25 protein-coding genes and 1 tRNA gene are annotated in these 26614 nt (G+C 68.7%); 10 read left to right on the top strand and 16 right to left on the bottom strand.

What is annotated here, in order from left to right; all coding sequences use genetic code 11:
• Positions 1–18 precede the first annotated feature (18 nt).
• The 6 genes from EV644_RS10205 to EV644_RS10180 form a co-directional block, all read right to left on the bottom strand.
• A complete protein-coding gene (locus EV644_RS10205; RefSeq protein ID WP_132189981.1) occupies positions 19–663 on the bottom strand; it encodes a TetR/AcrR family transcriptional regulator in 645 nt (214 codons plus the stop codon).
• Complete coding sequence (locus EV644_RS10200) at positions 663–1931, bottom strand: methyltransferase family protein (RefSeq protein ID WP_132189982.1); 1269 nt, start codon at positions 1929–1931, stop codon at positions 663–665. Before EV644_RS10200 ends, EV644_RS10205 begins: the two co-directional genes overlap by 1 nt.
• A complete protein-coding gene (locus tag EV644_RS10195) occupies positions 1924–2865 on the bottom strand; it encodes an SRPBCC family protein (RefSeq protein WP_132189983.1) in 942 nt (313 codons plus the stop codon). The genes EV644_RS10200 and EV644_RS10195 overlap by 8 nt, the downstream gene beginning before the upstream one ends.
• A 48-nt stretch (positions 2866–2913) precedes the next feature.
• A complete protein-coding gene (locus tag EV644_RS10190) occupies positions 2914–3705 on the bottom strand; it encodes an ABC transporter permease (protein ID WP_132189984.1) in 792 nt (263 codons plus the stop codon).
• Positions 3702–4676, bottom strand: a complete 975-nt coding sequence (locus EV644_RS10185) for an ATP-binding cassette domain-containing protein (RefSeq protein WP_132189985.1) — start codon at positions 4674–4676, stop codon at positions 3702–3704. Before EV644_RS10185 ends, EV644_RS10190 begins: the two co-directional genes overlap by 4 nt.
• Before the next feature lie 155 nt (positions 4677–4831).
• Positions 4832–5365: an EXLDI protein gene (locus EV644_RS10180; RefSeq protein WP_132189986.1), complete on the bottom strand. Its 534-nt coding sequence runs from the start codon at positions 5363–5365 to the stop codon at positions 4832–4834.
• 97 nt (positions 5366–5462) lie between these two features.
• On the opposite strand from EV644_RS10180, the gene EV644_RS10175 reads away from it, so the two are divergent.
• Positions 5463–6380: an alpha/beta hydrolase gene (locus EV644_RS10175; RefSeq protein WP_132189987.1), complete on the top strand. Its 918-nt coding sequence runs from the start codon at positions 5463–5465 to the stop codon at positions 6378–6380.
• On the opposite strand, the gene EV644_RS10170 is transcribed toward EV644_RS10175, so the two are convergent.
• Positions 6349–6957, bottom strand: coding sequence for a hypothetical protein (locus EV644_RS10170; RefSeq protein ID WP_132189988.1), 609 nt, complete (start codon positions 6955–6957; stop codon positions 6349–6351). The genes EV644_RS10175 and EV644_RS10170 overlap by 32 nt on opposite strands.
• A gap of 290 nt (positions 6958–7247) precedes the next feature.
• A complete protein-coding gene (locus tag EV644_RS10165) occupies positions 7248–7514 on the bottom strand; it encodes a cell division protein CrgA (RefSeq protein ID WP_132189989.1) in 267 nt (88 codons plus the stop codon).
• Between the two features lie 107 nt (positions 7515–7621).
• On the opposite strand from EV644_RS10165, the gene EV644_RS10160 reads away from it, so the two are divergent.
• Both EV644_RS10160 and EV644_RS10155 read left to right on the top strand, forming a co-directional pair.
• Positions 7622–8392, top strand: a complete 771-nt coding sequence (locus EV644_RS10160; protein WP_132189990.1) for a DUF881 domain-containing protein — start codon at positions 7622–7624, stop codon at positions 8390–8392.
• Positions 8393–8426: 34 nt separating this feature from the next.
• Complete coding sequence (locus tag EV644_RS10155; RefSeq protein ID WP_132189991.1) at positions 8427–9044, top strand: aminodeoxychorismate/anthranilate synthase component II; 618 nt, start codon at positions 8427–8429, stop codon at positions 9042–9044.
• A gap of 71 nt (positions 9045–9115) precedes the next feature.
• On the opposite strand, the gene pknB is transcribed toward EV644_RS10155, so the two are convergent.
• From pknB to EV644_RS10125, 6 genes are all read right to left on the bottom strand, one after another.
• Positions 9116–10996, bottom strand: coding sequence for a Stk1 family PASTA domain-containing Ser/Thr kinase (gene pknB, locus EV644_RS10150; RefSeq protein WP_132189992.1), 1881 nt, complete (start codon positions 10994–10996; stop codon positions 9116–9118).
• A 142-nt stretch (positions 10997–11138) separates the two neighbouring features.
• Positions 11139–12590 (bottom strand): peptidoglycan D,D-transpeptidase FtsI family protein, encoded by a 1452-nt coding sequence (locus EV644_RS10145; RefSeq protein ID WP_132189993.1) that lies wholly within the window; start codon positions 12588–12590, stop codon positions 11139–11141.
• A complete protein-coding gene (locus tag EV644_RS10140) occupies positions 12587–13990 on the bottom strand; it encodes an FtsW/RodA/SpoVE family cell cycle protein (protein ID WP_132189994.1) in 1404 nt (467 codons plus the stop codon). Before EV644_RS10140 ends, EV644_RS10145 begins: the two co-directional genes overlap by 4 nt.
• Entirely contained in the window at positions 13987–15393 is a 1407-nt protein-coding gene (locus EV644_RS10135) for a PP2C family protein-serine/threonine phosphatase (RefSeq protein ID WP_132189995.1), read from the bottom strand. The genes EV644_RS10140 and EV644_RS10135 overlap by 4 nt, the downstream gene beginning before the upstream one ends.
• A 10-nt stretch (positions 15394–15403) precedes the next feature.
• A complete protein-coding gene (locus EV644_RS10130; RefSeq protein ID WP_132189996.1) occupies positions 15404–15889 on the bottom strand; it encodes an FHA domain-containing protein FhaB/FipA in 486 nt (161 codons plus the stop codon).
• Between the two features lie 10 nt (positions 15890–15899).
• Positions 15900–16712: an FHA domain-containing protein gene (locus tag EV644_RS10125; protein WP_132189997.1), complete on the bottom strand. Its 813-nt coding sequence runs from the start codon at positions 16710–16712 to the stop codon at positions 15900–15902.
• A 236-nt stretch (positions 16713–16948) separates the two neighbouring features.
• Here EV644_RS10125 and EV644_RS10120 point away from each other — a divergent pair.
• Positions 16949–17032: transfer RNA gene (locus tag EV644_RS10120), tRNA-Leu, on the top strand.
• 146 nt (positions 17033–17178) lie between these two features.
• Here EV644_RS10120 and EV644_RS45250 read toward each other — a convergent pair.
• A complete protein-coding gene (locus EV644_RS45250; protein WP_199239730.1) occupies positions 17179–17676 on the bottom strand; it encodes a hypothetical protein in 498 nt (165 codons plus the stop codon).
• A gap of 112 nt (positions 17677–17788) precedes the next feature.
• Between EV644_RS45250 and EV644_RS10110 the strand changes: the two genes are divergently transcribed.
• From EV644_RS10110 to EV644_RS10090, 6 genes are all read left to right on the top strand, one after another.
• Positions 17789–18229, top strand: a complete 441-nt coding sequence (locus EV644_RS10110) for an SRPBCC domain-containing protein (RefSeq protein ID WP_158292779.1) — start codon at positions 17789–17791, stop codon at positions 18227–18229.
• A gap of 12 nt (positions 18230–18241) precedes the next feature.
• On the top strand, positions 18242–18463 hold the full coding sequence (locus EV644_RS10105) for a hypothetical protein (protein ID WP_199239729.1): 222 nt from the start codon (positions 18242–18244) through the stop codon (positions 18461–18463).
• A 169-nt stretch (positions 18464–18632) separates the two neighbouring features.
• Positions 18633–18791, top strand: a complete 159-nt coding sequence (locus EV644_RS45245) for a hypothetical protein (RefSeq protein ID WP_199239728.1) — start codon at positions 18633–18635, stop codon at positions 18789–18791.
• Position 18792: 1 nt separating this feature from the next.
• On the top strand, positions 18793–19545 hold the full coding sequence (locus EV644_RS10100; protein ID WP_199239727.1) for an ABC transporter ATP-binding protein: 753 nt from the start codon (positions 18793–18795) through the stop codon (positions 19543–19545).
• A complete protein-coding gene (locus EV644_RS10095; protein WP_132190000.1) occupies positions 19530–21386 on the top strand; it encodes a hypothetical protein in 1857 nt (618 codons plus the stop codon). Before EV644_RS10100 ends, EV644_RS10095 begins: the two co-directional genes overlap by 16 nt.
• 244 nt (positions 21387–21630) lie before the next feature.
• Positions 21631–22608 carry a helix-turn-helix domain-containing protein gene (locus EV644_RS10090; protein WP_132190001.1) on the top strand — a complete coding sequence of 326 codons (978 nt, stop codon included), beginning with the start codon at positions 21631–21633 and terminating at the stop codon, positions 22606–22608.
• 55 nt (positions 22609–22663) lie between these two features.
• On the opposite strand, the gene EV644_RS10085 is transcribed toward EV644_RS10090, so the two are convergent.
• Complete coding sequence (locus tag EV644_RS10085; protein WP_132190002.1) at positions 22664–26380, bottom strand: S8 family serine peptidase; 3717 nt, start codon at positions 26378–26380, stop codon at positions 22664–22666.
• Positions 26381–26614: the final 234 nt, after the last annotated feature.

The following is a 26614-nucleotide window of genomic DNA, read 5'->3' as shown; positions in this document are numbered from 1 at the left end:
CCGGCCCGGGCCCGTTGGTCAGTTGCTGGTGAGTGGCTTCAGCTTGCGCTTGACCAGCCGGCTGGTGACCGGGCCGAGGTTGTCCAGCTCGGCCAGCAGGGTCTCAGTGAGTACTGCGAGCTGCTCGAGTGAGTTGAGCGCTCGGGTGGCTCCGTCGGCGTCCACACCCTCGAGCAGTTCGATCCCGACGAAGCCGGCCGAGATCGCTCGGGCCAGACCGCCGAGGTCGACCAGCGGCAGCAGCGGGCTGTCGGCGAGTACCCGGCGCAGGGTCTTCTCGACCTCGGCCACCCAGAGGTTGAGCGCGTCCGCGACGGCCGCACCGACCACCTCGTTGCCGCGAGCACCTGCCAGCAGTTGAGCCAGTACTGCGACGTTGCCCTCGGCATGTTCGGTGACGTGCACTTGGCGGCCCACTGCGAGCAGTTCGGCGAAGGTGGCGGCCTGGTCGAACTGTTCGCGGTAGAGGGCGACCCGCTGCTCGGTACTGGTTCGGCAGGCCTCGGCGATCAGGTCGTTCACGGTGCCGAAGTGGTAGAACACCAGCGCCTGGTTCTGCCCGGCCGCGGTGGCTATGTGCCGAGCGGACGCCCCGGCGAAGCCACGCTCGCCGATGGTCTGCAGTGCGGCATTCAGCAGGGCAGCCCGGGTGTCCTTCGCCATTACCTCTCCTTCACCGTCGGCAACTGGCGCGGCCCGCCACCCATCCCGTCGAGCAGCAGTTGCAACAACTGACGGAGTACAGGCAGCCGGGCCAGCCAGCCCAGGTAGGCCCACCCTGGGCCACTGTGTTCGAGCCCGCGCGCGACAGCGGCCAACCCACTTGCTTGCAGGCCGTCCGGGCCCACATACAGAGCGCGCCGCAGCCCCGCCACCGTACAACCCTCTGCTGGAGACAAGGTCAGGTCCACAGGCTTTGTGGACTCCACCAGGTCCCGCGTCTGCTGGCAGATCGTGCAGGTCTCCGACAGGTACAAGGTTGCCGACCCGGTGTAGTAGGGAGTGCGCCGGACGATCCACGGCCTGACCTGCGAGTCATACGCCACCCAACGCTCTCCCAGCCGAGCCGCCAGCTCACTGCGCTCATGGGGATCGGCTACGAACTTCGAGAACGCCACTGTGCCTGCCGTTGCCCCGGCCAGCGACCAACTGTGCGTGCCGATGGCTAGCAACCCGAGCATCAGTACTGCGGACAGCTGCATCGGGTTCGCCACATACGCGTACGGCCCGGTGGTCACCAGCTCACCCGGCGGATCCCATGGGTACGGCGTACCTCCGCCACGCACGGCGAACTCCACCATCGCCGCCAATGCCGGTACGGCGGCCAGGGCCATCAGCTGCAGGATCACCGAAACTCGCCAGACCGGGTCGCTTGCCAGGCGGCCCCACTCGCCATCTCCCCGCGCCATCACGGCTGACGGGAGGAGCCACAGGGCCAATCCGGTGAAGGTGATCAGCTGCAGGAGCACGCGTTCGGTCAGTCGGCGGCGGTCGACCGTCCATCGGCCGAGGAGCACGGCAGGGAGCAAGCCGAACGCGAGGGCGAGCAGTTCGCCGTACAGCCAGTCGTGGTTGAGGTGGACGAGGCCGTCGAGTCGGGGCATCAGTAGTACGTCCAGCCAGCCGCAGCTGAGCACCAACACCCAAACGGGCAGGCGGTGTCGCACCAGCAGCGGTATTGGTCCCCAGAGAACGGCCCAGCCGAGCCATAGGTCTAGCGGGATTCCCAGGAAGAGGCCGTGCGGTACTTCGAACCTCCACCAGCCAGCGGCCATCGCGACCTGGTTGGCGGCACCTATACCGACGAAGGTGGCCAGGAACGACAGCAGAGCTGCTCCTGCCAGGCGACGGTTCGGCCGACGCCATAGAAGGAGCACGAGGCCGATCGCGACCAGCAGACACAGCGAGCGCAGTACGGCTGGGTCAGTCACGGCTGGACTCGACCAGGCCCAGTGAGTCAGCGAAGTGGTCGAGCCCGGCGCCGACCATCGCGCCCTCGATCGGGCCGAAGTACCAGCTGGGGTCGAGTCGGCGGGTGAACGACAGCTCGACCCGGACGGCAGTGTTGCCGTTGTCCCTCTGGGCGAGGTGGACGACCGCTCCGCGCCAGCCGAGCCAGCGCTGGACCTTCGACTGGTCCGAGACCACGGCGAACTCGATCTGCCGGCTGTCGCGGGCGGTGACCTCGGTGACGATCGGCCCGCCGGCCATCGTGAAAGACCACCTGGTCCCGACGGCGAGCCCGTCGCCAGTGGCCGCGGTCGGCGTCGGGTAGCCGCTCAACCGGAGCAGGAACGGCTTGGCCGCGGAGAAGTCCGGGCCGCGCTGCAGTCGCTGCTCGACCTGCGCCGGGGACATCGCGACCACCCGCTCAGTCGTCACGGTCTGGACCGGGTCGACCCGGTAGGCAGAGCCCTCCAGGCTCGCGAGCAGCAGCAGCGGTACTACGGCCAGCGCGGCCCGGCGGTGCTGGCGGAGTTGCCGCGCCTGCCGGACGAGCTCGGCGACGAGGTGGGCGACGCCGTACACGAGGGGTGCGGCCATCAGCACACAGGCGGCGCCCTCGTGCAGGAAGGCGGAGGTGATCAGCAGTCCGAAGGTGACGACTCGAAAGGTCAGCCCGTGCAGGCTCTTGGCCGGCGGGGACAGGGCGATGATCACCGCCAGCACCAGCGGTACCCCGACGAAGAGGGCCGCGGTGTCGAACCGGTCCGAGCGGACGAGGAGAAACGGCGCGATCACCGCGGTCACCGCCACGATCCCGAGCGCGAACGCACGCCCGCCCCGGCTACCAGAGCTGGTAGCCGGGGCGAGGTCGGACTGATGATGGTCGAGAGGGTCGGGTCCTGCGGGCGGCTCAGTCATGGAGCCAGCATAGCCCCAGTTTTGAGCGATCGCTCAAAACCCTCGAAATCACGCGACGGTGCCCTTGTTGTAGCTCTTCTGGGCCCAGGCGTAGCCGACGATCGCGATGGCAACGCACCAGGCGATGGAGAGCCAGCCGTTGCCGCTGTCCATAGGCATTCCCAGCAGCAGGTGGCGCAGGGTGTCGATGATCACGGTGAACGGCTGGTACTCGGCGAACCAGCGGATGCCGCTCGGCATCGACTCCAGCGGGATGAAGGTGGTGCTGAGGAAGGGCAGCAGGAGGCTGATCGGCAGGACGATGTTGCTCGCCCCCTCCGCGGTCTTGCTCTTCAGGCCCAGGGCGATCGCGAACCAGGTGAGGGCGAAGGTCAGTGCGACCAGCAACCCGCTCGCCAGCAGCCAGTCCCCGAGCGACGCGTTCGGGCGGAACCCGAGCAGCATGGCGAAGCCGATCACCAGGGCCAGGCTGACGGTCGTCACGATCACGTTGCCCAGCACGTGCCCGGCCAGCACGGCCGGCCGGAAGATCGCCATCGTCCGGAACCTGGCCACGATCCCCTCGCTCATGTCCATCGCGGCGCCGACCGCGGGCGACATCGTCCCGGACGCGATGGACATCAGCAGGATTCCGGGGGTGAGGAAGTCGATGTAGTCGAAGCCACTGCCTCCGCCGATACCGGCCGAGAAGGTGTCGCCGAAGACGAGGCCGAACAGCAGCAGCATGATGACCGGCATCCCCAGGGCGCCGAGCGACAGGCCGGGGTAGCGCTGGGCGTGCCGCAGGTTGCGGCGCAGCATCGTGGCGGTGTCGGCCATCGGGTAGGAAACGGTGCTCATTTGCTCGTCACTTTCTCGTCGGTGTCGGTGGTGGCGTTGGCAGTGGGCTGACCGGTGACGGCGAAGAACACGTCGTCGAGGTCAGGGGTGTGGACGGTGAGTTCGTCCACTTCGAGGGAGGCGTCGTCGATCCGGGCCAGCAGGGCGCGCAGCGAGTGCACGCTGCCGTCGTTCGGCACCTGGAGCACCAGTGCGTCGTCGTCCCGGCCGGCCGTCGGCAGCACCTGGCTAGCCAGGGCGAACTCCTCCGGCGCGTTGAACCGGAGCCGGATGTGTCCTCCCGGTGCCAGCCGCTTCAGTTGCTCCGGCGTCCCCTGGGCAACCAGCTTGCCGTGGTCCAGTACGGCGATCCGGTCGGCGAGCTGGTCCGCTTCGTCCAGGTACTGCGTGGTCAGCAGGACTGTGACACCACCGGCGACCAACTCACGGATGAGCTGCCACATGCTGTGCCGGCTGCGCGGGTCGAGCCCGGTCGTCGGCTCGTCCAGGAAGATGATCCGCGGGCTCCCGACCAGCGTCATCGCGAGATCGAGCCGGCGCTTCATGCCGCCGGAATACGTCATGGCCAGCTTCTTGCCGGCCTCGGCCAGGTCGAACTGCTCCAGCAGCTCAGCTGCCCGGCGGCGTCCTTCGCCGCGGCCGAGGTGGTACAGGTCGGCCATCATGATCAGGTTCTCCTCGCCGGTCAGCAGACCGTCGACCGCGGAGAACTGGCCGGTGACACCGATCGCGGCGCGAACCGCTTCGGGGTCGCCGTGCAGATCGTGCCCGGCGACCCGGATCTCGCCGGCGTCGGCGGTGATCAGGGTGGACAGGATCTGGACGGCCGTGGTCTTGCCGGCGCCGTTCGGGCCGAGCAGGGCAAAGATGGTGCCTTCGGCAACGTTCAGGTCGATGCCGTCGAGCACGAGCTTGTCGCCGTAGGACTTGTGCAGCCCGCGGACGTCGATCGCCGGGTTTGAGCTGTTCATGGTTCCTCGCTTGTTTTCGGGCAGGGTGAACCTGACCCAGGTGGCCTAAGGGGTTCGGAGGAGGAGATTCAGGGCGTGCTGATCCAGCCGGCCGGCTCGAGCTGCGAGCCGCCGTTGGTGGGATCAGCGGTGTTCGGCTGGTGGGTGGTAGAAGGTCAGATGTCGAGGTCCTCCACGGTGGGCTGGTCAGCCGCCTCCTCGACCATCGCGTAGAGGTCGGCCGGGATCAGCTCGCGCAGTTCCTCGACCGTCTCGACGATGTGCAGCGTGGCCTCGCCCTGCGCCATGCTCCAGGTCTGGTTGGTGGCAAGGCTGCCGATCCAGCTCCGCCAGCCGGTGAAGTTCTGCTCCTCACCGTCGACGGTGGTGACGCTGCTGTACTGCTGGCGCCGGTCGGCGTGCAGGACGAACTTCCCGGTCCGGCTGCGGTAGACCTTGAAGGCTTCGTAACCGCTCTTGTTGGAGCGGCCGCCCTCGGCGATCAGGACGCCGGAGAACCGCTGTTGGCGGCCTGTTCCGCGCCCGACCCGGACGGTGATCTCCTCGAAGCCCTCGAGCCGGCCTTCCTCCATCTCCACGTACCGCCGCAGCGCCATGGAGATCGCTTGGGACAGGTTGCCGGCGAGTTCCTGGGCCCGCTTGTACAGCGCCAGGTCGTCGTCGGAAACGTAGATCGTCTTGTTCGGCATGGTCTCTCTCCTCCTACGTAGAACTATACGTAGGCCACTACGTAGATGTCTACATATATTTGCGACGAACCTCGACCAAGCCTGCCAGGATCGTCGGATGGACACTCCCGAGGCCCGCTACGACCGGCTGACCGACCGTGTTGCCGCCCTGTACGAGGAGGGTCTGCAGCCGGTTGCGCTCGACCTGCTGGAGAACGTGGATCCCGAGCTCCGCCCGTGGTCGGCCGAGTTGGCGCACCTCCGGGCGTGCGTGCTCGGGTCGATCGGAGAAGCGGCCGAGGCGCTCCGGGTCCTTCAGGAGACGAGCGACGACGGCGGCTGGTGGGAGGAGTCGATCCTCACCGAGGACGACGATCTGGCGCCCCTCCAGGACCTCCCCGGCTTCCAGAAACTGGTGGAGCTCTCCCGCGACCGCCGGATCACCGTCGAAGACCCACCTCTGGTCGCGCTCCCGCACGACGGCGGCGGCGTACGGGGTGTGGTGGTGGCGTTGCACGGCGCCGGCCAGCGGGCTTCGCATGCGATGAGGGACTGGGCTGGCGTGCTCGAGATCGGCTTTGCGCTGGTCGGGGTGGAGTCGTCGCGGTTGATGTCTCCGATGTACCGGACCTGGCCTGACAAGGAAGCGGCCGAGCGGGACCTGGCCCGGGCGCTCGAGCAGCTTCCCGGGGAACTCCGCGGGCTGCCGTTGATCGCCGCCGGGTTCTCGGCCGGTGGGCGGGTGGCACTCGACTGGGCCCTGACCGGACGACCCGCGCCCGCGGCAGGCGTCGTAGTACTGGCTCCGGCGTTGCGGGAACTGCCGGCGGAAGCTCAGGGCCCGTTGTCCCCGGCGAGCATCGTGATCGGCACCGACGACGAGCTGCTGGAGGTTGTGGACGAGGCCGGCGAACGGCTGTCGGAGTTCGGACTCAGCATCGAGCGCGTCCCCGGCCTCACCCACGAGTTCCCCGCGGACTTCGCGGCCCGCCTGACCACCCTCCTCAGCGGGGTGAGTACAGCCAGGGGTGCTTGAGGTCGTAGAAGGTCGGCATGCCGGTGGACATCGCGTTGAGCTCGTCCATCTGCGCCTTCAGCTCCGGCGGTGGTTCCTTCTGCTCGCCCACGCGGGCCTCGGCCTCGGACGTGAAGTACATCGCCATCGTGTACTCGCCGTCCCCGTACATCGCCGCCATCGTGCCGACGATGTCCGGCCGGAAGGCAGCCCACTTGTCTTGGTCGGTGTTCATCAGCTCACGGGCCCGGTCCGGATTGTTGCCCTGGCCCTGCATCACCTGGACGAAGCCGGCCGAGTCCGGCTCGCCGACGACATCGGTGACCACGTCGTCGCTGTCGTGGAAGATGGCCGCGCCGCTCAGTTGCGACGACATCTCGCCCCACCACTTGTCCTGGTCCGGCTGTTCGCTGTTGCGCCGGGCCGCCTCTTCCGACTCGAAGCGGGCCAGCACGATCAGCTGGCCGTCGTCGGTGACACCTGCCGTGGTGCCGAGCCAGCCGGCCGCGTTGGGCGCCAGCTCCTCGACCCACCGGTCGAGCGCGGCGTGCGCCTGCTCGGCATCTGCTACCTGCCCCTGAATGACCTGAACGAACATCGTGAGACCCTCCCCGTCTCCGTTGCCGGGGATCCGGCTCTGCCGACGTTACGCCCCGCAGTACTCCCCAGCTGTGGATAAAGCGGTGATCAAACGTTCTTTGTCCACAGATTTGGCCGATCTTCGCGGCCAACCGTTCAGACCCTGGGACAACCTGGGACAACTCCCCCGAAAACTGTGCACAGCTGGGGATACCCATGTGGATAACCACACACCTGTAATTCACCACGGACCTGCGCCGGTTGCGCCCGATCGCCGGCGGAGGTCCGAGGGTCAGAGGTACCGGAGGGTCAGATCCACTGGGTGGAGACGACGAAACCGGCGGCGATCAGGCCCATGCCGATCAACAGGTTCCAGTTGTTCAGGTCGCGCATCACCGGGATGTCCTGGCCGGCGACGTAGAAGACGACCAGCCAGGCGAGTCCGAGCAGCCAGCAGCCCAGCATCAGCGGCGCGACCCACACGCGGCTGGTGGTGCGCGGCTTCTTCGGAGTCTTCTCCACCTTCACCTTGTCAGATGAAGACTTCTTCTTGTTGCGACTGCTCGACTCGGGCACGACTCGACTCCTCGTAACGGACACTTGGCAGTGGACTCTTCATTTGGACACGTAAGCTGGCTCTGGCCTCGGTTAGCGTAGTGCAGGCCAGAACAAGGGGAGCACGGGTGAGCAGGCTGAGGCGTTTTTCTCTCTGGCGCGCGGGTGCGCCGGTGGCACTGCTGTGCGCCGGGCTCCTCTTCGCGACCAGTGCGACCAACGCTCGGGGTACTGACCTGAGGCCCAGTCGTAACACTACGCTTGCCGGCCTGGTCGAGGAGCAGAGTAGACGCAGCGCTCTGCTGACCCGCCAGCACGCCGCACTGACCCAGGACATCGAGAAGCTGCAGACCCAGCAGGGCTCGATCGAACCGCAGTTGGCCAAGCAGCTCAAGGACCTGTCCGAGCAGGTCGGTACGACGCCGGTCACCGGCCCGGGCCTCACCGTCACCCTGAAGGACGCTCCGCCCGACGTGGTCAAGGACAACCCGGACGTCGACGCCGACTGGCTGGTCATCCACCAGCAGGACATCCAGGCCGTGGTGAACGCGCTCTGGGCCGGCGGCGCGGACGCCCTGTCGATCCAGAACCACCGGGTGATCTCCACCACCGGGATCAAGTGCGTCGGCAACTCCGTGGTGCTGCACGGCGTGCCCTACCTGCCGCCGTACAAGATCACCGCGATCGGGGATCGTCGGAAGTTGCAGCAGGCGCTCGACGACTCGCAGTACATCGACAACCTGCAGGACTACGTGGTCAAGTTCCAGCTCGGCTACCAGGTGAAGAACGAGTCTTCGATCGCGATGCCGGCCTACGAGGGCACCCTCGACCTGCAGAGCGCGACCGTGCCGGGATTCGAGAAGACGCCGAGCGCGAGTCCGTCCAGCAGCGGTCGCTGACCACAGGGTCTCCGGCTCTGTGACAATGGACCGCATGCCGCGGATCCTTGTCGTCGACAACTACGACTCCTTCGTCTACAACCTGGTGCAGTACCTCCAGCAACTCCAGGCCGAGACCATCGTGCTGCGCAACGACGAGGTCACCCCGGACGACGTCTCGCAGTACGACGGGGTGCTGCTCTCCCCGGGCCCCGGTACGCCGGAAGAAGCCGGCGCGTGCGTGGACATCGTCAGGGAGAAGGGCGGCGAGGTCCCGATCTTCGGCGTCTGCCTGGGACTGCAGGCGATCGGCGTCGCGTACGGCGGGGTGGTCGGCCGCGCGGACGAACTCCTGCACGGCAAGACCAGCCAGGTCTTCCACGAGGGCGCCGGGGTGCTCGCCGGACTGCCGTCGCCGTTCACCGCGACGCGGTACCACTCGCTCGCGATCGCCGAGGACAGCGTTCCGGATGTGTTGCAGGTGACCGCCCGGACCGAGGCAGGCGTGATCATGGCCGCGCGGCACCGGGATCTCCCGGTCGAGGGCGTCCAGTTCCACCCGGAGTCCGTGCTCACCGAGGGCGGCCACCGGATGCTGGCGAACTGGCTCGAGATCTGCGGCGATCCGGACGCGGTCGCCCGCTCCGCCGGCATGGCCCCCGTCGTCAGCTAGTCACAGCAGGGCAAAGCGAGAGGCCGCGGGACACGTCCCGCGGCCTCTCTCTTCATGGTCCGTCCTGGTGATCAGGGATTGCCGCTTCCGTTCGGGTTGCCGCTGCCCTGGCCACCGCCTTCGCTGCCGGACCCGCCGCCACCGATCGTGATCGGCGGCGTGGTCGGGTCCGTCGGAGTCGACGTCGGCGGGGTGCTCGGCGGCGTGCTCGGCTCCTCGGGCTTGAGCGCGATCGTCAGGGTGATCAGGGTGCCCTTGTCGACCTTCGTGCCCGGCTTGATGCTCTGCGCGAGCACCGTCTCCTCGACCGCGTTCGGGTCTTCCTGCTGCCTGTAGCCCACCCTCAGCCCAAGGTCCTTCAGCGTCTTCGTCGCATCGTCCTGCTGAGCGGTCGTGACATCCGGCACCTCGACCTGCACCTTGCCGGTCGAGAGCGTCAGAGTGAACGTGGTGCCCGGCGCGTACTGACCGCCTGGGTCCGGGCTGACCGCGAGCACGGTGCCGGCCTTGGCCTCGCTGGCCTGCTCGACCGTCTTGCTCGCCACTTCGAACTTGCCCGGCGAATCCTCGATCAGCGTCCGGGCCTCCGACTCCGACTTGCCGATCACGTCCGGCACCGGGAAGGTGTTCGGTCCGGCCGAGACCACCACGGCCACCGTGGTGTCCTTGTCGACCATCGTCGACGGGTCCGGGCTCTGGGTGACGATCAGGCCCTTGCCTACCGTGTTGCTGGCCGCCGACGTGGCGGAGATCTTCAGCCCCTGGTCGGCCAGTGTCTGGGTGGCCGCGGGCAGCGAGGCGCCGATGACCCTGGGCACGGCGACCTGCTGCGGCTGGTTGTTCCCAGCGTTGCCGTCGTTGCCCATGTTGGTGATCAGCGCGTACGCGCCGACTGCCACGGCCACGATCGCCAGGCCGAGCAGGAAGTACGCGAGGCCACGGTTGCGCCTGGACCGAGCCTCCTGGGCATCGTCGATCCCGTCGTCCGGCGGCAGCAGGTCGCCGCCCTGGGTCTGCCCGTACGTCTGATTGGCGAGGGCGACCGCGGTGGCCGGGATCGCGCGGGTCTCGGCGACCGCCGCCATCGGCGCGGTCACCTGCTGCCCGGACAGCACGCGGTGGATGTCCTGGCGCATCTCGGAGGCGCTCTGGTACCGGTGCTCGCGGTTCTTGGTCAGCGCCTTCAGCACGACCGCGTCGACCTCCGGCGGGATGTCGGGGTCGAACGAGGACGGCGGGGCCGGCTCCTCCCGGACGTGCTGGTAGGCCACCGACACCGGCGACTCGCCGACGAACGGCGGCCGCCCGACGAGCAGTTCGTACAGCAGGCAGCCGGTCGAGTACAGGTCGGACCGCGCGTCCACGGTCTCGCCGCGGGCCTGCTCGGGCGAGAGATACTGCGCGGTGCCGATCACGGCCGCCGTCTGGGTCATCGTGGACGAGGTGTCCGCGACGGCCCGGGCGATGCCGAAGTCCATCACCTTGACCTGACCCTGCGGGGTCAGCATCACGTTGCCGGGCTTGATGTCGCGGTGCACGATGCCGGCCCGGTGGCTGTAGTCGAGCGCCTCGAGCACACCGGAGGTGATCTCCAGGGCCCGCTCGGGCATGATCTTGCGGCCCTCGCGGATCAGGTCGCGCAAGGTCTTGCCGGCGACGTACTCCATCACGATGTAGGGGATGGTGACGCCGGAGCCGTTCGGGTCCGGCTCCTCGCCGGTGTCGTAGACCGACACGATGGTCGGGTGGTTCAGGGACGCGGCCGACTGCGCCTCACGCCGGAATCGTGCCTGGAAGGTCGAGTCGCTGGCCAGGTCGACCCGCAGTCGCTTGATCGCAACCGTGCGGCCCAGTCGGTTGTCGACGCCCTTGCGGACATCGGCCATGCCCCCTCGGCCCAGCGGTTCGCCCTCTTCGTAGCGCCCGCCGACGAGACGTGCCTGCGATGTCATTCCTCTGCCTTCCAACCTGCGCGGATCCAGCTCGGCCAAAACACACTCAATTCGCCCACGGTAGCGGTGGCCACCCCTGGGCGTTCGTCCGGTCGACACTCTGTCACCCGGCGACGTCCCATCGTCATCCTCGGCCCGATCGTCACTGGCCCAGCACCGCCTCCATCACGCTCTTCGCGATCGGCGCGGCCAGCGCGCCGCCGGAGATGTCGTCGCGGGCCACGTTCGCGTCCTCGATCATCACCGCGACGGCGACCTTCGGGTCGTTCGCCGGCGCGAAGGAGGTGAACCACGCGAACGGCGGCTTCTCCTTGGAGGTCTGCGCGGTACCGGTCTTGCCGGCCACCTGGACGCCGTCGATCCGGCCGGGCTTGCCGGTGCCGTTCTCCACCACGTCCACCATCATCGCGGTCAGCTGGCTCGCGACCTCCGGCGTGATCGCCTGGTGCAGCGACTCCGGCTTGGTCTCGGACACCGTCTTCAGGTCGGCGGTCCGGACGCTCTGCACCAGATACGGCTTCATCACGTCGCCCTGGTTGGCGATGCCGGCCGCCACCATCGCCATCTGCAGCGGGGTGGCCCGGACGTCGAACTGGCCGATCGCGGACTGCGCGGTCTGCGGCTGGTTCGGGTCGGTCGGGAACTGGCTGGCGACCGCGCCCAGCTCGGGCAGTTGCCGCTCGCCGAAGCCGAACTTCTCCGCCTGGTCGCGGAGCGCATCCGGACCGAGGTCGAGGCCGATCGTGCCGAAGGCGGTGTTGCACGAGTTCCGCAGCGCCACGGTGAGCGTCGCGTTGTCGCTGCCGCCGCAGTTGCGGCCGTTCTCGTTCACCAGCGGCACCGTGGTCTGCGGCAGCGGCAGTTCGGCCGGCGAGTGGACCTTGGTCTCCGGGTTGTACTTGCCGCTCGATAGCGCGGCGGCCGAGGTGACCAGCTTGAAGGTCGAGCCCGGCGGGTAGAGCTCCTTGATCGCCCGGTTCGACATCGGCTTGTCCGGGTCTTCGTTGAGCCGCTTCCAGGCCGCGTTGACCTTGGTGAGGTCGTGGCTGGCGAGCTCGTTCGGGTCGTAGGAGGGCCGGGAGACAAGCGCGAGCACCTTGCCGGTCTTGGGCTCGATCGCGACCACGGCGCCCTTCTTGCCGGCCAGCCCCTTGTACGCCGCCTGCTGGGCCGCCGCGTTCAGCGTCAGGGAGACGCTGGCCCCTTGCTGGCGCCGGTCGGTGACCACGTCGACCACCCGGCGGAACACCATCGACGGGTCAGAGCCGTTCAGCTGGCTGTTCTGGGTGAGCTCGATGGCGGACCGGCCGTAAAGATAGGAGTAGTACCCCGTGACCGGCGCGAAGACCGGGCCTGACGGGTAGGAGCGCTGGAACTCGAAGCGGTCGTTGGACGGCTTGCTCTGCGCGATCGGGGTGCTGCCGATCAGGATCGGGCCACGGTTCACCGAGAACTGGTCGTCGCGGACGCGGCGGTTGTCGTTGCGTCCGTTCAGGTCGCCGGCCCGGAAGGCCTGCAGGTAGGTCGAGTTGGCCATCAGCGCGAGCATCAGGATGATCGCGGCCACGGCCAGTCGTCGGATGGCTGAGTTCACTGCTTCTGCACCGCCATGGCGATCGTTTCGTCGGAGACCGGCGCCGCGGGGGTCTGCGGCCGCCGGGCCTGGTCACTGATCCGCAGCAGCAGCGCGACGATCGCCCAGTTGGCGACCAGCGACGTACCACCCAGGGCCATGAACGGCGTAGCCAGACCGGTCAGCGGGATCAGCCCGGTGACTCCGCCGACGATCACGAACACCTGCAGCGCGAACGACATCGCCAGACCGGTGGCCAGCAGCTTGCCGAAGATGTCCCGGCAGCCGAGCGCGGTGCGCAGGCCCCGCTCCACCAGCAGCGTGTAGACCAGGATGATCGCGATCAGCCCGGTCAGGCCGAGCTCCTCGCCGAAGGAGGAGATGATGAAGTCGCTCTGGCCGTAGAAGCCGAGCAGTTCCGGCCGGCCCTGGCCGAGACCGCGGCCGAGGACACCGCCCCAGGCCTGGCCCATCAGCGCGTTCGCGACCTGGCCGACGCCCGCCTCGTTGAACGGGTTCAGCCAGTCCTCCACCCGCTTGTGCACGTGGCCGAAGGTGGCGTACGCGAACCAGGCGCCACCGGCGAAGAGCAGGAAACCGATCAGCAGCCAACCGGCGCGCTCGGTCGCGACGTACAGCAGGAACAGGAACAGGCCGAAGAACAGCAGTGACGATCCGAGGTCCTTCTCGAAGACCAGCACGCCGAGGCTGACGCCCCAGGCGATCAGGATCGGACCGAGGTCCCGGGCGCGCGGCAGGTCCAGGCCGAGGAAGCGGTGGCCGGCCAGCGTCAGCACGTCGCGCTTCACCACCAGGTAACCCGCGAAGAAGACGACCAGGCAGAGTTTCGCGAACTCACCGGGCTGGAAGGACATGCCGAGCAGGCGGACCCAGATCTTCGCGCCGTTGATGTCCGCGCCGAGGCCCGGTACCAGCGGCAGGATCAGCAGCACCAGACCGGCCAGGCCGGCGGTGTACGTCAGAGCCTGCAGGCGGCGGTGGTCCCGGATCACCAGGATGACCACCAGGAACAAGACGATGCCGACCGCGGTCCAGGTAATCTGCTGCGGGGCGGCCGGGGCCCGCGGGGTGGCTCCCCGCGCCTCGGCCGCGATCGCCAGACCCAGGTCGACCCGGTGGATCATCGCCACACCCAGGCCGTTGAGGAGCACCGCGCAAGGCAGGATCACCGGGTCGGCGTACGGGGCGCGGTAGCGCAGGGCCATGTGCGCGATGAAGGCGAGCAGGCCGATGCCGGCCGCGTAGTACCCGGTGCTGGCCGGCACCTTGTCCTGCACGGTGATGCCGATGTTGACGTAGGCCCCGACCGAGACGCCGATCGCGATCAGGAGCAGCATCAGCTCCACCCCGCGCCGGGAGCGCGGGATGATCTGGATGACGGAGGTCGACGCGATACTCATCGGACCCCGTCGCAGTCGTCGGGGTTCACCGATCCGTCCGGCGTGGACGTGGTCGTCGATGGTGTGGACGACGGGGCGGTCGACGCGGGAACGGTGACAGGAGGGTTGGGCGGAGTGGTGACCGGCTTGCCGGACGCCGGCGGAGTGCTCGGCTTCGGGGTCGTCGTCGGCGGCTTCGGGGTCTGCTTGGCAGCACACTCCTCGGCGGTCCGCTGCAGCTCGCCGACGATCGAGCGCGCGGCGCTCAGGTCGTCGGCCTGGATCGTGCCCTCCACCTGCTCACGGCTGTACGTCGGCAGCTTGTCCACCTGCAGGGTCTGCTTCTCGTACATGCTCGACAGGGTGAGCCCGGGGATCTGCTGGTCCACGCCCTTGAAGATCGCCACGTAGTCGCCGTCGGTGCCCACGTAGTACTGCTTCTGCGTCCAGCTGTAGGCGAACCAGCCGCCACCGACGACAAGCCCCAGCAGAACAGCCAGTACTGCGAGTCGCCGCAGCCAGAGGAACCGCTTCGGGGCGCGCGGGGCGTAGCGGAGCTCCTCGGGATCGACGTCACCCGCACCGCCGCCGGCCGCCTCGCCACCGCCCTGCGCGCGCAGGGTCGACGTGGCCGGGCCGGTCCCGCCTTGCGCCAGCTCGGCGGCTGCTCCGACCAGTTGGGGCTGGGTGCCACTCGTCGGCTCGGTCTCGATCACGTCCGCGACGACGCACGTGACGTTGTCGTTCGACCCCGCCTCGAGCGCGTGCGTGATCAGGTCGACCACGACGGAGTCCGGCGTACCCTCCGCCATCGAGGTGGCGATCACCTGGTCGCTCACGTAGTCGGGCAGGCCGTCGCTGCACAGCATCAAGCGGTCGCCGGCCCGGACGTCGAGCATCTCCAGGTCCGGATCGGAGTCCGGCCGGCCGTCGAGCACCCGGAGGATCAGGTTGCGGTGCGGATGGGTGAAGGCCTCTTTCCTGGAGATCCGGCCCTCGTCCACCAGCGACTGGACGAACGTGTGGTCGTGGCTCAGCTGCTGGAGCCGGCCGTCCCGCATCCGGTAGGCGCGGGAGTCGCCGAGATGCGCGAGCCCCAGCTCCTGCCCGTCGAACAGCAGGGCGGTCACGGTGGACCCCATGCCCTCGCGCTCGGGGTCCTCCTCGACCAGCTCGGAGAGCCGTTCGTTCGCGCGGTGCACGGCGCCCGCGAGCGCCTCCATCATGTCCGGGCCGGTGATGCCGGGCTTGTCCAGCCGGCGGATCACCTGGACGGCGGCGGCACTGGCCACCTCACCCGCGGCGGCTCCACCCATGCCGTCGGCGAGCAGCAGCAGGTACGGACCGGCGTACGCGGAGTCCTCGTTGTTGCGGCGCACCCGTCCGACATCGGACAGTGCTGCGTAGTCGAGCGACAAGGTCATGGACGGCGCCCTACTTCGCGATGTTCAGCGTCGTGCGACCGATCCGGATGGAACCGCCGATCTCGGCAGGCACCGGGCGGGTCACCCGCTGGCCGTCCAGGTAGGTGCCGTTGGTGGAGCCGAGGTCCTCGACCCACCACTCGCCCTCGGACTGGAACACCCGCGCGTGCCGGGTGGAGGAGTAGTCGTCGTCCAGCCGGATCTGGCAGTCCGAGCCGCGGCCGATCACGACGGGCTGCTCGCCCAGGGTCGCGCCGACACCGGCCTGCGGACCGTCGGCGATCGTCACCGAGGCCGGCTGGCCTTTCTTCTTCTTACTGGGCTTCACCGGCTTCGGGGTACGGCCGTTGGGCTGCGCCACGGGCGCGGCCGCCACCCGGGCGTCCACCTTGGCGCCGAACAGGTCGGACCTGATCACGGACAGGACCGCCAGCACGAACATCCACAACAGGGCCAGGAACCCCAGTTTGATCAGGGTCAGCGTCAGTTCCGACATGGAAGGCCAGTCACCACCCGCTGCTCGGCGGCTGGGCGATCGGCTCGTCCGCAAGGCGCAGCGTCATGGTGGTGTTCCCGATCCTCACGGTCGATCCGTCGGTCAGTTCGGCCTCGGCCGACCGGCGCCCGTTCACCAGCGTGCCGTTGGTGGAGCCCAGGTCGACCAGCACCACCCTGACACCTCCAGGGCCTTCTGGCATCAATCGGATCTCCGCATGCCGTCGCGAGACCCCCGGATCGTTGATCTGGATGTCCGCGTCCGTCCCCCGGCCGAGCACCACGCCGGGCGGGTTGATCGGACGGCGCCGGCCGTTCACCTCGAGCATCACCTGTGGGTGGCCGCGGCGTACGGGGGGTGGGCCGGGGGGCGGTTGCACCGGAGCGCTCTGCAGCACGGTCGCACCTTCGTCGGGCAGGCTCGGGGCCGGCTGCCGCGGCTGTGGCCGCTGGTTGCCGACGGTGGCGCTGACGACGCGGAACTTCCCGGTCGGCAGGTCGTCTTGCTGGGTCAACTCGATCTCGATCGGTCCGGAGAAGGTGTAGCGCTGGATGTCGGCGTGGTCACGCAACTCGTTGGCCAGTTCGTGGTTCAGCGTGCGACCGTAGGCGTTCAGCCGCTCGAAGTCACCCGGGCCGAGCTCGATGGTGAAGTGGTTCGGCACCAGCCGCCGGTCCCTGGACAGGATCCTTGCAGTGTTGTCGATCTCACGCTTGAGGGCCGCGGCCAGCTCGATCGGCTCCACGTCACCCTTGAACGCGCGCGCGAAGACACCGCTCACGATGCCCTCCAGGCGTCGCTCGAAGCGCTGCAGCGGTCGCACGCGTCCTCCTCCACGGTCGGTCGTCGGGTGGCCCCAACGATCGTGCTTGCCCTCCGGCGCCGCCGAGAGGCTCGCCGGACAATCGTGTCCACCGGTGCGTGGTGGACACACTGGTACGACGATCGATCGTATCGGGGAGTTCGACCGAACCCGCAATGTCAGAGTCTGCCGTAGGCCGTGCTAATGTTTCTCCTCGGTCGCAGATGGTGCTCCTGGGAGCCCCGGAAGTGACCAGCGCGCGGGTGGCGGAATAGGCAGACGCGCACGGTTCAGGTCCGTGTGCCCGAAAGGGCGTGGGGGTTCAACTCCCCCCTCGCGCACAGCGTCTCGAACTCCCGGTCAGCTTTCTGGCCGGGAGTTTTTCATGTCCTTCTTATGTGCCCTCAGCCACCAAATGTGGCGCTCGCCTCAGTACGCTCAGCCCCGCCCCGCAGTACGCGGCGTCCTCTTTCCGGTGCCGGCCGGGTCAGCGGTTCCAGAGGCCGTGGGTTTGTAGCCGGGTGAGGATCTGGGTCTCCAGGTAGCGGGCGTCGGCGCCGTCCGGGGTCACGGACCAGCTCACCTCCAGGCCGAGTCGCACCACGGCCTCCCGGGCCCAGTCCTTGGCGCGCTTCGGACCGTTCTGCCGTAGGTCCTTGAGTTGCTGCTCGATCCACTCGGGGTCGGCCAAAGCCCGGTCGAGGGCAGCCTCTCCGAATCCGCTGACAGCGCCCTTGCCGCTCCGGTACACCGTCAGCCGTCCGTACAACCCTTGCGGGCGACCACTGCCGGCCCGCTCGCCCGCCATCCCGACGTACCGGATGACGCCATTCAGCGGCTCGCGCAACAGGTACACGCCCGGCTCCCGGGGCGCCGAGCGGATGGCGTCCTCGAAGGGCATCCACGGACACCACTCGGCCAGGTCGCGAACGTCTGCGTAGCTCTGGCGAAGGGTGTGGTCGTGGACCGGTTCGAACCAGCTCATGCACGCATCCTGCCGCCGCGCGCCGACATTCCTTGACGGCGTACTGCGAGCCGCTCGTCCGGCTCCGGGTGAGACGTTGCGAGTTGGTGGTGGCGGCCCCAGGATGACGGGCATGAGTTTCGAGGCGATAGTGCGGGACTATGACCTGCGCTGCGGGGTGGAGCGGGCGTTCAACACGTACGTCGGGTCGCACGGGACCTGGTGGCATCCGGACTACACGCCGGATGCGGGGACCTTCCAGAAGCTGACGATCGAGTCGGGCGTGGGCGGGCAGGTCGTCCTGTCGCACCAGGGACTGGGTGACTTCGTGATCGGGCAGGTGACGGTGTGGGAACCGTCGGAGCGGCTCGCGTACTCGACCACGCTCGCCCAGACACCGGAGTACTCGAGTGAGATCAGCGTGACGTTCACCCCGACCGCGGACGGGTGCCACTTCCACTTCGAGCACGGCGGGTGGAACGAGGGCAACGAGAAGGACCGGGAGAAGTTCAAGGACTGGGGACTCATCCTGCCGCGCTTCGTGGCGTTGGCCGAAGCTGTCGGAGGGTCCTGAGACCGTTGGGCGATGACGGGGATTCGCAGTGCCGTCGCACAACCTGAAGTGACGAACGACGCGAGGAAGAACGGGGCACTGGTCCGCAAGCTGATGCGGCAGTCCGCCGCCGGGAAGGCCCGGCTGGTGCAGTTCCCCGAGGGCCTGCTGTCGGGGTACCCGAAGGAGCAGCTCGCCGACTGGTCCGAGGTCGACTGGCCGGCGGTCCGCGACGAGCTGGTTGGCTGCCGCTGAGTACGTCAACTACTTCCACTGGCAGGTGATGCACGACACCCGGGCGGATCTTCGCCGGCTGGCGCGGACCGGGCGGCCGCAGCGGTCCCATCTGTACTTCGATCTTCCTGTACTTCGATCTTCGGAAAACCCGTGGCGTGCCTCTGAAGGCGCCGGTTAATTTCTGAACGTGCGTTCAGAGGGTGCGTCGTTCATCGAGGCGGCCAGGCGGGACGCCGCTCAGGGCACGCAGGCGGTCGTCGATGTGGAGAAGGTGCTGCACAGGGGCCGGCAGACCGGGGAGTTCGCCGACCTCTTCGAACGAGCCACCCGGAAGGAATCCGTCTGAGATGGAAGCACTGGAACTCATCGGGCTCGGCAAGACCTTCGGCGAGGAGAAGGCGGTCGACGATTTGAGCCTGTCCGTGCCGCAGGGCTCCTTCTTCGGCATGCTCGGCCCCAACGGCGCCGGCAAGACCACCTCGCTCTCGATGGCGGTCGGGCTGCTCCGGCCCGACTCGGGCACGGCGAAGATCTTCGGTGTCGACGTCTGGGCCGAGCCCGTCAGGGCGAAGGCGCTGGTCGGAGTACTGCCGGACGGCCTCGGCATGCCCGAGCGGCTGACCGGTCGCGAAGTCCTCACGTACCTCGGCCTGCTCCGCGGGCTCCCCGCCGTCGAGGTCGCAGCCCGTACGACGGAGCTCCTCGAAGTACTGGAGCTCGACCACGAGGACGACAAGCAGGTGATCGGCTACTCCACCGGGATGCGGAAGAAGCTCGGGCTGGCGATCGCCCTGCTGCATGCGCCGCGGCTGCTGGTGCTCGACGAACCGTTCGAGGCGGTCGATCCGGTCTCGGCGGCGACCATCCGCACCATCCTGAACAGGTTCATCGCCGGTGGCGGTTCGGTGGTGATGTCGAGCCACGTGATGGCGCTGGTCGAGCAGTTGTGCGACCGGGTGGCCGTCGTCTCCGGTGGCAAGGTGGTTGCCGCCGGCACCGTTTCCGAAGTACAGGCGGGAGGCAGTCTGGAGGACGCGTTCGTGTCGCTGGTGGGCGCGTCGACGCGGAGTGCGGATGGGTTGGCATGGCTCTCGGCCTGACCTACGCCACCTCGCTCACGCTGGTCAGGATGCGGCTGGCCGCGCTGCGGCATGCGTTGCGCGACTCGAACCGGGTCGCCTGGATCGGCACTGGCGCGTTCCTCGGCCTGGTGCTCGCCGCCGGGACGATCTGGGCCGCGACGAAAGGCGATACCGATCTCGTCGCGGTGGCCGTAGCCGTCTGGATGCTCGGCTGGGTTGTCGGGCCGCTGTTCGCGGGCGGCGGGGACGAGACGCTCAAGCCCGAGTACTTCACCATGCTGCCGTTGCCGCCTCGCGCGCTGTCCGGCGGGCTGATCGCAGCCGCGCTGGCGGGTGTGGCTCCGCTGGTGAGTCTCGTGGCGTTGCTGTGTCTGGTGGTGGTCGGCGGTCAACTGTCGGTCGGCGCACTGCTGATCTCTGTGCCTGCTGTGCTTCTGCAGTTGCTGTGCTTCGTGTTGGCCTCGCGGCTCGCTGTGGCGGTCTATGCCGTCCTGCTGCAGGTCCGCTCGGGTGCAGTGCTTGCCGCTCTCGTGAACGCCTTCATCCTCGCCTTCGCCGCGCAGGGGTGGGCGCTGATCGCCGCGTTCATCAGTACCGACGTACAGGGCACTATTGCTCGCGGTGCGCGGATCGCGCCGTCTGGTTGGGGTTTGGTCGCCGTCGAGGCCACCGGCCGTGGTGACTGGCTGCGCGTACTGCTGGCCGTGGTCGGGCTCGTTGTGCTCTGCGCAGCCATGTTCGTCGCCTGGTCGGCACTGCTCGTCCGGCGGACCACGGCCGCCCTAGCAGGGGTTCGGGTGCGCCGGCAACTGACGGCCCCTGATGCTCGCGGCGCCGCAGCGGCGAAGGAGTTGCGCACGTGGGCCCGCGATCTGCTCTACGGACACCGGGCCGTGTTCGCGATCGCCTACGGGCTGTTCTTCTGCATGATGCCGCTGGCCGTCGGCTGGAAGGGCATGCTGCCGTGGGCCGGCGCGGCCGCCGTGGTCATGGGCGGCGCGATGTTCTCCAACCTGTACGGCGCTGACGGCACCGCGTTCTGGTCGACCCTGATGACGCCGCGCTCGGCACAACTCGACATCCGCGCACGGCAGCGGGCCTTCCTGCTCGTGTTCGGCCCACCGGTTTTGGTGATCACCCTGCTGCTCACCTGGTGGTCCCAGGCTGGAGCGTGGCCGCTGGTGCTCGGCATCCTGCCCGCACTCCTGGGCGGTGCCGCCGGGTTGATCGTGCTCGCGTCGGTCTACGCGGCCGTGCCGACCACCGACGCCCACAAACGCTCCGGCAATCCCCTGAACTCCGGTGAGAACGAGGGCGAGACCATGGGCCTCGTCTACGTGATGCTCGTCCTCGTCTCACTCACCGCCGCACCTGCACTCGGCGCAGCACTCGCCTGGTCCTGGTGGGGAGTTCCCGTCGGCCTCTTCTCCGGAGTACTGGCTTGGTGGTACTTCGGACGGCTGGCGGCTGGTCGGCTGGAGCAGCGTGGTCCCGAGTTGCTCACGCTCCTGCGGCATGGCCGGACCACCGGGGAGCACGTAGACAAGGCATCCCTGTCCAGCAAGATGGCCTTGCTGCCGCGGTGGAGGCGCTACCTGGCCGGGTTCTGCCTGGGCTTCGGGGCGATCCCGCTGTTCCCGCAGGCCGTAGTACCGGCGATCTTCCTGCTCAACGCCGTCGACGCGAAGGCTTGGTTCCTCGCGCTCTACGTGGAACCCCGCTGGCAGTGGCCGGTGATCATCGGCATGGCACTTCTCGGCCTCGGCATGTACGCCTACGGCGGCTGGACCTATTGGCAAGCCAGCAAGCTCCGCCCTGAAGCACAGCACCACCTACAGCCAGAACCACAAACGCCCTGAAACCACCCGCAGCGTCTCTTTCAGCAGTGGTGCGTACGGGTAGTGACGGAGCCGTCACAACTTCGTAATGGCACTCCGGTGCCAGGAGTGCCAGGCGGTCGCGTGGCCCAGCTGTGCCGCTGTAAGAGTGGGGTTTCCCCGCCCGGGAAAGGGCGCGGGACTTAGGCCAGATGATGGACAAAATGCTCGCCACCGCGTCAGGGAGCCTGGTTAGGTGGAGCCTCGAGCGCGGGAGGTTGCCACGATGCAGGACGAATCGGTGCTGGATGCCCGGGAGGAACGGGCCTACCGACTGCTGGTCGGACTCTCCATCGCCCGGCTGGCGGACCTCGCCGAGGTCGCGGAGCTGTCGCACCAGGAGGCGGACGAGATCCTCCAGCGGCTGCAGGCGAAGGGCCTGGTCGCGGTGATGCCGGGCGACGAGCCGATGTTCCGGCCGCTCCCTCCCGACGTGGCCCTCGGTACGACGCTGCTCCGGCGGCAGGAGTCCCTCGAGTCGGCGCGGAAGACCGTGGCCTCGCTGAGCGAGGAGTTCCGCGCCAGCGCGAGCCGCCGGGACGCGCACCACCTGGTCGAGGTGATCGTCGGCGCGGCCGCGCTGCGGGACCGCCTCCGCGATCTGCAGGAGTCCGCCCGCGAGGAGATCCTCTGGTTCTGCCGGGCCAACCCGCTCGCGATGCAAGGTGCGGAGAACACCGAGGAGTACGGCGCACTCAGCCGCGGCGTACGGTATCGCGCCATCTACGAGCGGGCTCTGCTCGAGACGCCCGGCGAACTCGACACGATCGCCGAGGGGATCAGCTGGGGTGAGGAGGCCCGGGCGCTTCCGACGCTGCCGGTGCGCCTCGCGATCGTGGACCGGGCCACTGCCGTCTGTCCGCTGGTCCGCGACGACGAAGCGGGCATCGGTGAGCCGACAGCCGCGATCATCGGCCGCGGCCAGTTGCTGGACGCGCTGCTGTCGCTCTTCGAGTCTCACTGGGAGCAGGCGACTCCGGTGAAGCTGCAGTCTGACGAAACGGCGGACCCGGAGGGCCTGGACGACTCCGAGCGCTTCCTGCTGTCACTGGTCGTCGCTGGAGTGCCGGACAAGTCCGTCGCCTCCCAGTTGGGTATCAGCCGCCGCACCGTCCAGCGGCGCCTCGACCGCATGATGGCCCTCGCCGGCATCGACACCCGTACTGGTCTCGCGTTCCAGGCCGCCAAGCGCAAGTGGCTTTAACGAGCTCTGGCCGGCCCGAGGGTTCTCGGACCGGCCAGAGCCAACTACTGGAGTACTACTTCAGGCCGTAGGCCCGGATCACTGTTTGGCTGACCTCGTTGCCGGCGTCGTCGGCGGCGGCAACTCGCAGCGATACGGAACCCTTGCCGGCCGGCACCACCGCCGCGTAGTGGCCCAGGGCACCGACGGTGGTGACCTTGCGCCAGCTCTTGCCCTCGTCGAACGACACCTCTGCCTTCAGCGAGGTGGACAGCGGTGCGGCTACCCCGGCCTGCTGATGGACGTTGAACTCGATCGCGTGCGGCCGAGCAGCCACTCGCCCGGTCAGGTCCACCGGCACGTCGTAGTCCACCTGCAGCAGCGGCAGCGGCACAGCTTTGTCGGTGGCGGCTGTCTTGGAGCGGAAGTCCCAGACCGTGCGCGTGCTGGTCCCCCAGTTCCACTCGCCCTCCTGGTCGGCGCGCGCCGTGGAGAGGTCCAGCTTGTACGCCGCCTCGCCGCCGTCGGTGATCACGTCCTCCCAGGCATCGGGCAGTTCCGCGACCTGCTGGCCGTTCCGAGAGAGCACCGCCGAGGCCGAGGTGGTCTCACCGACCGTGTAGTGCCCGGCGGCATCCACGAAGGCCGGGATCCGCAGGGACAGCCGGTCACCCGTCCGGGTGGACACGACACCAGGCGCGGCGGCCGGGCGGACCACCGGGCCGAACCAGGTCTCGTTGGAGACCCCGGTCTGGTAGCTCAGCGGCAGCGCGGTGAGCCCGCCGTACAGCGGGTTCATCGTGTCCCAGGTGTAGAGGTGGTGCACCCGGTGCTGCCAGAGCGAGTCACCCGACGTCACCCACTCCTCGCGGACCTTGGGGGTCTGGACGAAGCGCTGCGAGTCGTTCCAGGAGTACTCCTGCCACGGACGCCAGCCGAACCGCTGCTCCTTGGCCCAGTTGAAGCCGCCGTTGTCGGAGTACGAGGTGTTCACCCGAGCGCTGTTCGCAGTGGTCACCTTGTAGTTGATCTTGCTGGGGATCGACCCGGTCGAGACCTGCTGCACGTCGTACAGGTAGGGGCTCGAGGTGGTGAGGATGAGGTCGATCGTGGCGCGGGGCTGCTTGGCCCGGGCGATCAGCTTCTCGCCGTCCCCGGTGGTGGTGACCATCGCGGGGATGGGTTCACGGTCACCGGTCGGAACCCAGACCGTCCACGCCGACCAGGTCGCCGGCCGGACGATGATGACGCCGGCTGCACCGGCCTTGGCTGCTGCGGCGATCTGCTCCTGCTCGCTGCCCGCTCCGGTGCCGTCCTCGTCGGACTTCATCAGGGCGATGGCGCCGCGCACCCCGCGGAGGTCGGCCGGAGCGCCGTTGCCGGCGTCGACCAGCGGGAACCGCTTCTTGCCGTCGAACGACGGCGACTGGTGCAGCAGGTTGATGTCCAGCGGTCCGGAGACCCCGGCGACAGTGGCCTGCACCAGCGGCGCCACCAACTGCCAGCGGGAGGAGAACTCGAAGCTGCCGTCGGTCACCGGCTCGGTCCCGGTCACCAGCACCTGCTTGACCGTGCTGAAGTGCATGACGCCGTGGCTGATGCTGCGGCCGTTGCCGTACTCACGGTGCACGTAGTAGCTCAGGATGGCCTGCTGCTCGGACGGCTTCGGCGTCTCGATGGTGATCGGGGCCGCCTTGCGAGCGTCGATCACCACCTCGATGTCCTTGTCCACCTTGATGTTCGGGTCGGTGAACAGGCTGACCTTCTCGTCCTGCGGGTCGTAGTTCTCGACCAGCGAGTGCAGCAGGTACGTGCCCTCCTCGACCTCCGCGGTGTACGTCTCACCGTCCGGGATCCAGGCGAGCTGGTCCGAGCGGGAATTGTCGCCGTACAGGGAGACGACGGGTGCGCCGGTCGGCTGGCCGTCGAGGCCGATCGCGCGCAGCCGGACGGAGTGCTTCGGTCCCTGCCGCAGTGCGCCGACCGCCGTGTGCGCGACGACCCCGTCGGGGCCGGTGGCTACGATCTGGCCGCTGTGCAGGCCGCGCTCCAGCTTGGCCGCGTCGAGCGACACCTGTACGTCGGAGCTGCCGCCCGCGGGCACGGTGACACTGCTCGGCACGCTGATCGCGTCCGTCTCGGGCTTGTGCAGGTCGAGGTTGTCGACGTCGACCGCGAGTTGCAGGGTCACGGGCGCGGTGCCGTCGTTCTTGTAGGTGATGGTCCGCGCCGAAGAGCCGGTGGTGGTCTGCAGGCCGAAGTCCGCGGTGGCGGACGCGTAGACCTTCTGCGCGACGGCCCGGCTCAGGTCGACCCGGCCGCCACCCTGCGCGTAGACGCTCAGGTCGGCGTTGGTCTTGGCCGTGCTGACCAGCGCGTTCTTGATCCGGTCGGCCTTCCAGTCCGGGTGCGCCTGCGCCATCAGGGCGGCCGCGCCGGCCACGTGCGGCGCGGCCATCGACGTACCGGAGGCCGCGGTGTAGAGGTTGTCGACCGGCTGGCCCATCGCCGTACCGGCCGCGCGGGCGGCGACGATGTCGACGCCGGGTGCGGTGATCTCCGGCTTCAGGCCGTCGTCGCCGAGGCGGGGTCCACGGCTGGAGAAGTCGGCCAGCGCCTCATTGCGATCGATCGCGCCGACGGTCAGCGCGGACGGCGCCGTACCGGGGGTGCCGATCGACTCGTCGGCGCCGTCGTTGCCCGCGGACACGACGAAGAGCGTGCCGCTGTCGGCGGTGATCCGGTCGACCGCCTGGCTGAGCGGGTCGGAGCCGTCGGTGGGGCCGCCACCGAGGCTCATGTTGACCACGCGCGCGCCTTCGGCCGCGGCCCACTCCATCCCGGCGATGATCGAGGACTCGTAGCCGAAGCCGTCGTCGCCGAGCACCTTGCCGATGAGCAGGTCGGCCTTCGGCGCGACACCCTTGCGGGTGCCGTTCGCGCCCGCGCCGGTGCCCGCGATGGTCGCCGCGACGTGCGTGCCGTGGCCGAAGTGGTCCGTGACTCCGCTCGGGCTGCCGGAGAAGTCCTGGGACTGCTTCACCTTGCCCTGGAGGTCCGGGTGGGAGGCGTCGATCCCGGTGTCCAGGACAGCCACGTCCACGCCGGTGCCTTCGTACCCGGCCTGCCAGGCGGCGGGTGCGCCGATCTGCGGCACGCTCTTGTCGAGCACCGCGCGGACCTTGCCGTCGAGCCAGATCCTGGCGATTCCACGGTTCAGCGCGCGGGCGTTCTGGTCCGGCCCGAGGGATTTCCACAGTGCGGGCAACTCGTCCTTGGTGGCGCGGACCGCGGCGCCGCCGATCGAGTCGAGCTGGCGAGTGGTCGTCGTACCGGTGAGTGCCGGGGCGCGGAAGCCGGCCGCCGGGTCGGAGTACCGGACGATCAGCGGCAGGCTGGTGGCCGACGAGTCACCGAAGCCGTCGGCGATCAACTCGTTCACGTCGAACAGGTCGGCGTCGAGCACGCCGGTGGAGATGTACGGGACGGCGTCGCTGGGCAGCACCCGCAGCCCGCCGTCCACCTCGATCGTGTGGAACGCGATCCGCTCGCGGCCCGGGCCGGGCTGCACGCTGGCAGCCTTCTTGCCGGCGCCGGCGTCGGTCAACTCGACCACGTCACCCGTGATCAGGGTGACCTTGGCGGACTTGCCCGGTACGCCGGACGCCGGCGCCGAGGTGGTCCCGGGTGGCGGCGCGGCGCCCGGTGGGGCGGCGGTCGCCGAGATGGCGGTGGTACTTCCGAGGGCTAGGACAGCCGCGAGGATGGCGGCTCGTTTCACCGGGGAGGACATGGGTCTGGTCTCCTTCGAGAGGCTAGGGGCAGGCACCTCTTTCCGAGGAGTGTGCAGGTGCGTGCACGCTCTGTGCCCTGTCCAGCGCTGCCGTCCCTGCGACATGTCGCAACCGCGCCACCGCGACCCGCAGCGGCTTCACCTCACGCGCGAGACTACGCAGAGCGATCGGCGGTTGACGGGGATACGCGGCCTGGTTCTGTTCGGGCGGCGAAGGCAGGACCAGAATCGGAA

Origin of the sequence: Kribbella orskensis (genome assembly GCF_004342085.1) — a bacterium.
GTDB lineage: Bacteria > Actinomycetota > Actinomycetes > Propionibacteriales > Kribbellaceae > Kribbella > Kribbella orskensis.
This window is presented reverse-complemented; position numbering and strand designations above follow the sequence as displayed.

Excerpts from the sequence above, each read along its gene's own strand:
- EV644_RS10205 (WP_132189981.1), bottom strand. The coding sequence starts at position 663 with ATGGCGAAGGACACCCGGGCTGCCCTGCTGAATGCCGCACTGCAGACC.
- EV644_RS10195 (WP_132189983.1), bottom strand. The coding sequence starts at position 2,865 with ATGACTGAGCCGCCCGCAGGACCCGACCCTCTCGACCATCATCAGTCC.
- EV644_RS10190 (WP_132189984.1), bottom strand. The coding sequence starts at position 3,705 with ATGAGCACCGTTTCCTACCCGATGGCCGACACCGCCACGATGCTGCGC.
- EV644_RS10185 (WP_132189985.1), bottom strand. The coding sequence starts at position 4,676 with ATGAACAGCTCAAACCCGGCGATCGACGTCCGCGGGCTGCACAAGTCC.
- EV644_RS10180 (WP_132189986.1), bottom strand. The coding sequence starts at position 5,365 with ATGCCGAACAAGACGATCTACGTTTCCGACGACGACCTGGCGCTGTAC.
- EV644_RS10175 (WP_132189987.1), top strand. The coding sequence starts at position 5,463 with ATGGACACTCCCGAGGCCCGCTACGACCGGCTGACCGACCGTGTTGCC.
- EV644_RS10170 (WP_132189988.1), bottom strand. The coding sequence starts at position 6,957 with ATGTTCGTTCAGGTCATTCAGGGGCAGGTAGCAGATGCCGAGCAGGCG.
- EV644_RS10155 (WP_132189991.1), top strand. The coding sequence starts at position 8,427 with ATGCCGCGGATCCTTGTCGTCGACAACTACGACTCCTTCGTCTACAAC.
- pknB (WP_132189992.1), bottom strand. The coding sequence starts at position 10,996 with ATGACATCGCAGGCACGTCTCGTCGGCGGGCGCTACGAAGAGGGCGAA.
- EV644_RS10140 (WP_132189994.1), bottom strand. The coding sequence starts at position 13,990 with ATGAGTATCGCGTCGACCTCCGTCATCCAGATCATCCCGCGCTCCCGG.
- EV644_RS10135 (WP_132189995.1), bottom strand. The coding sequence starts at position 15,393 with ATGACCTTGTCGCTCGACTACGCAGCACTGTCCGATGTCGGACGGGTG.
- EV644_RS10130 (WP_132189996.1), bottom strand. The coding sequence starts at position 15,889 with ATGTCGGAACTGACGCTGACCCTGATCAAACTGGGGTTCCTGGCCCTG.
- EV644_RS45250 (WP_199239730.1), bottom strand. The coding sequence starts at position 17,676 with ATGAGCTGGTTCGAACCGGTCCACGACCACACCCTTCGCCAGAGCTAC.
- EV644_RS10110 (WP_158292779.1), top strand. The coding sequence starts at position 17,789 with ATGAGTTTCGAGGCGATAGTGCGGGACTATGACCTGCGCTGCGGGGTG.
- EV644_RS10105 (WP_199239729.1), top strand. The coding sequence starts at position 18,242 with ATGACGGGGATTCGCAGTGCCGTCGCACAACCTGAAGTGACGAACGAC.
- EV644_RS10100 (WP_199239727.1), top strand. The coding sequence starts at position 18,793 with ATGGAAGCACTGGAACTCATCGGGCTCGGCAAGACCTTCGGCGAGGAG.
- EV644_RS10095 (WP_132190000.1), top strand. The coding sequence starts at position 19,530 with ATGGCTCTCGGCCTGACCTACGCCACCTCGCTCACGCTGGTCAGGATG.
- EV644_RS10090 (WP_132190001.1), top strand. The coding sequence starts at position 21,631 with ATGCAGGACGAATCGGTGCTGGATGCCCGGGAGGAACGGGCCTACCGA.
- EV644_RS10085 (WP_132190002.1), bottom strand. The coding sequence starts at position 26,380 with ATGTCCTCCCCGGTGAAACGAGCCGCCATCCTCGCGGCTGTCCTAGCC.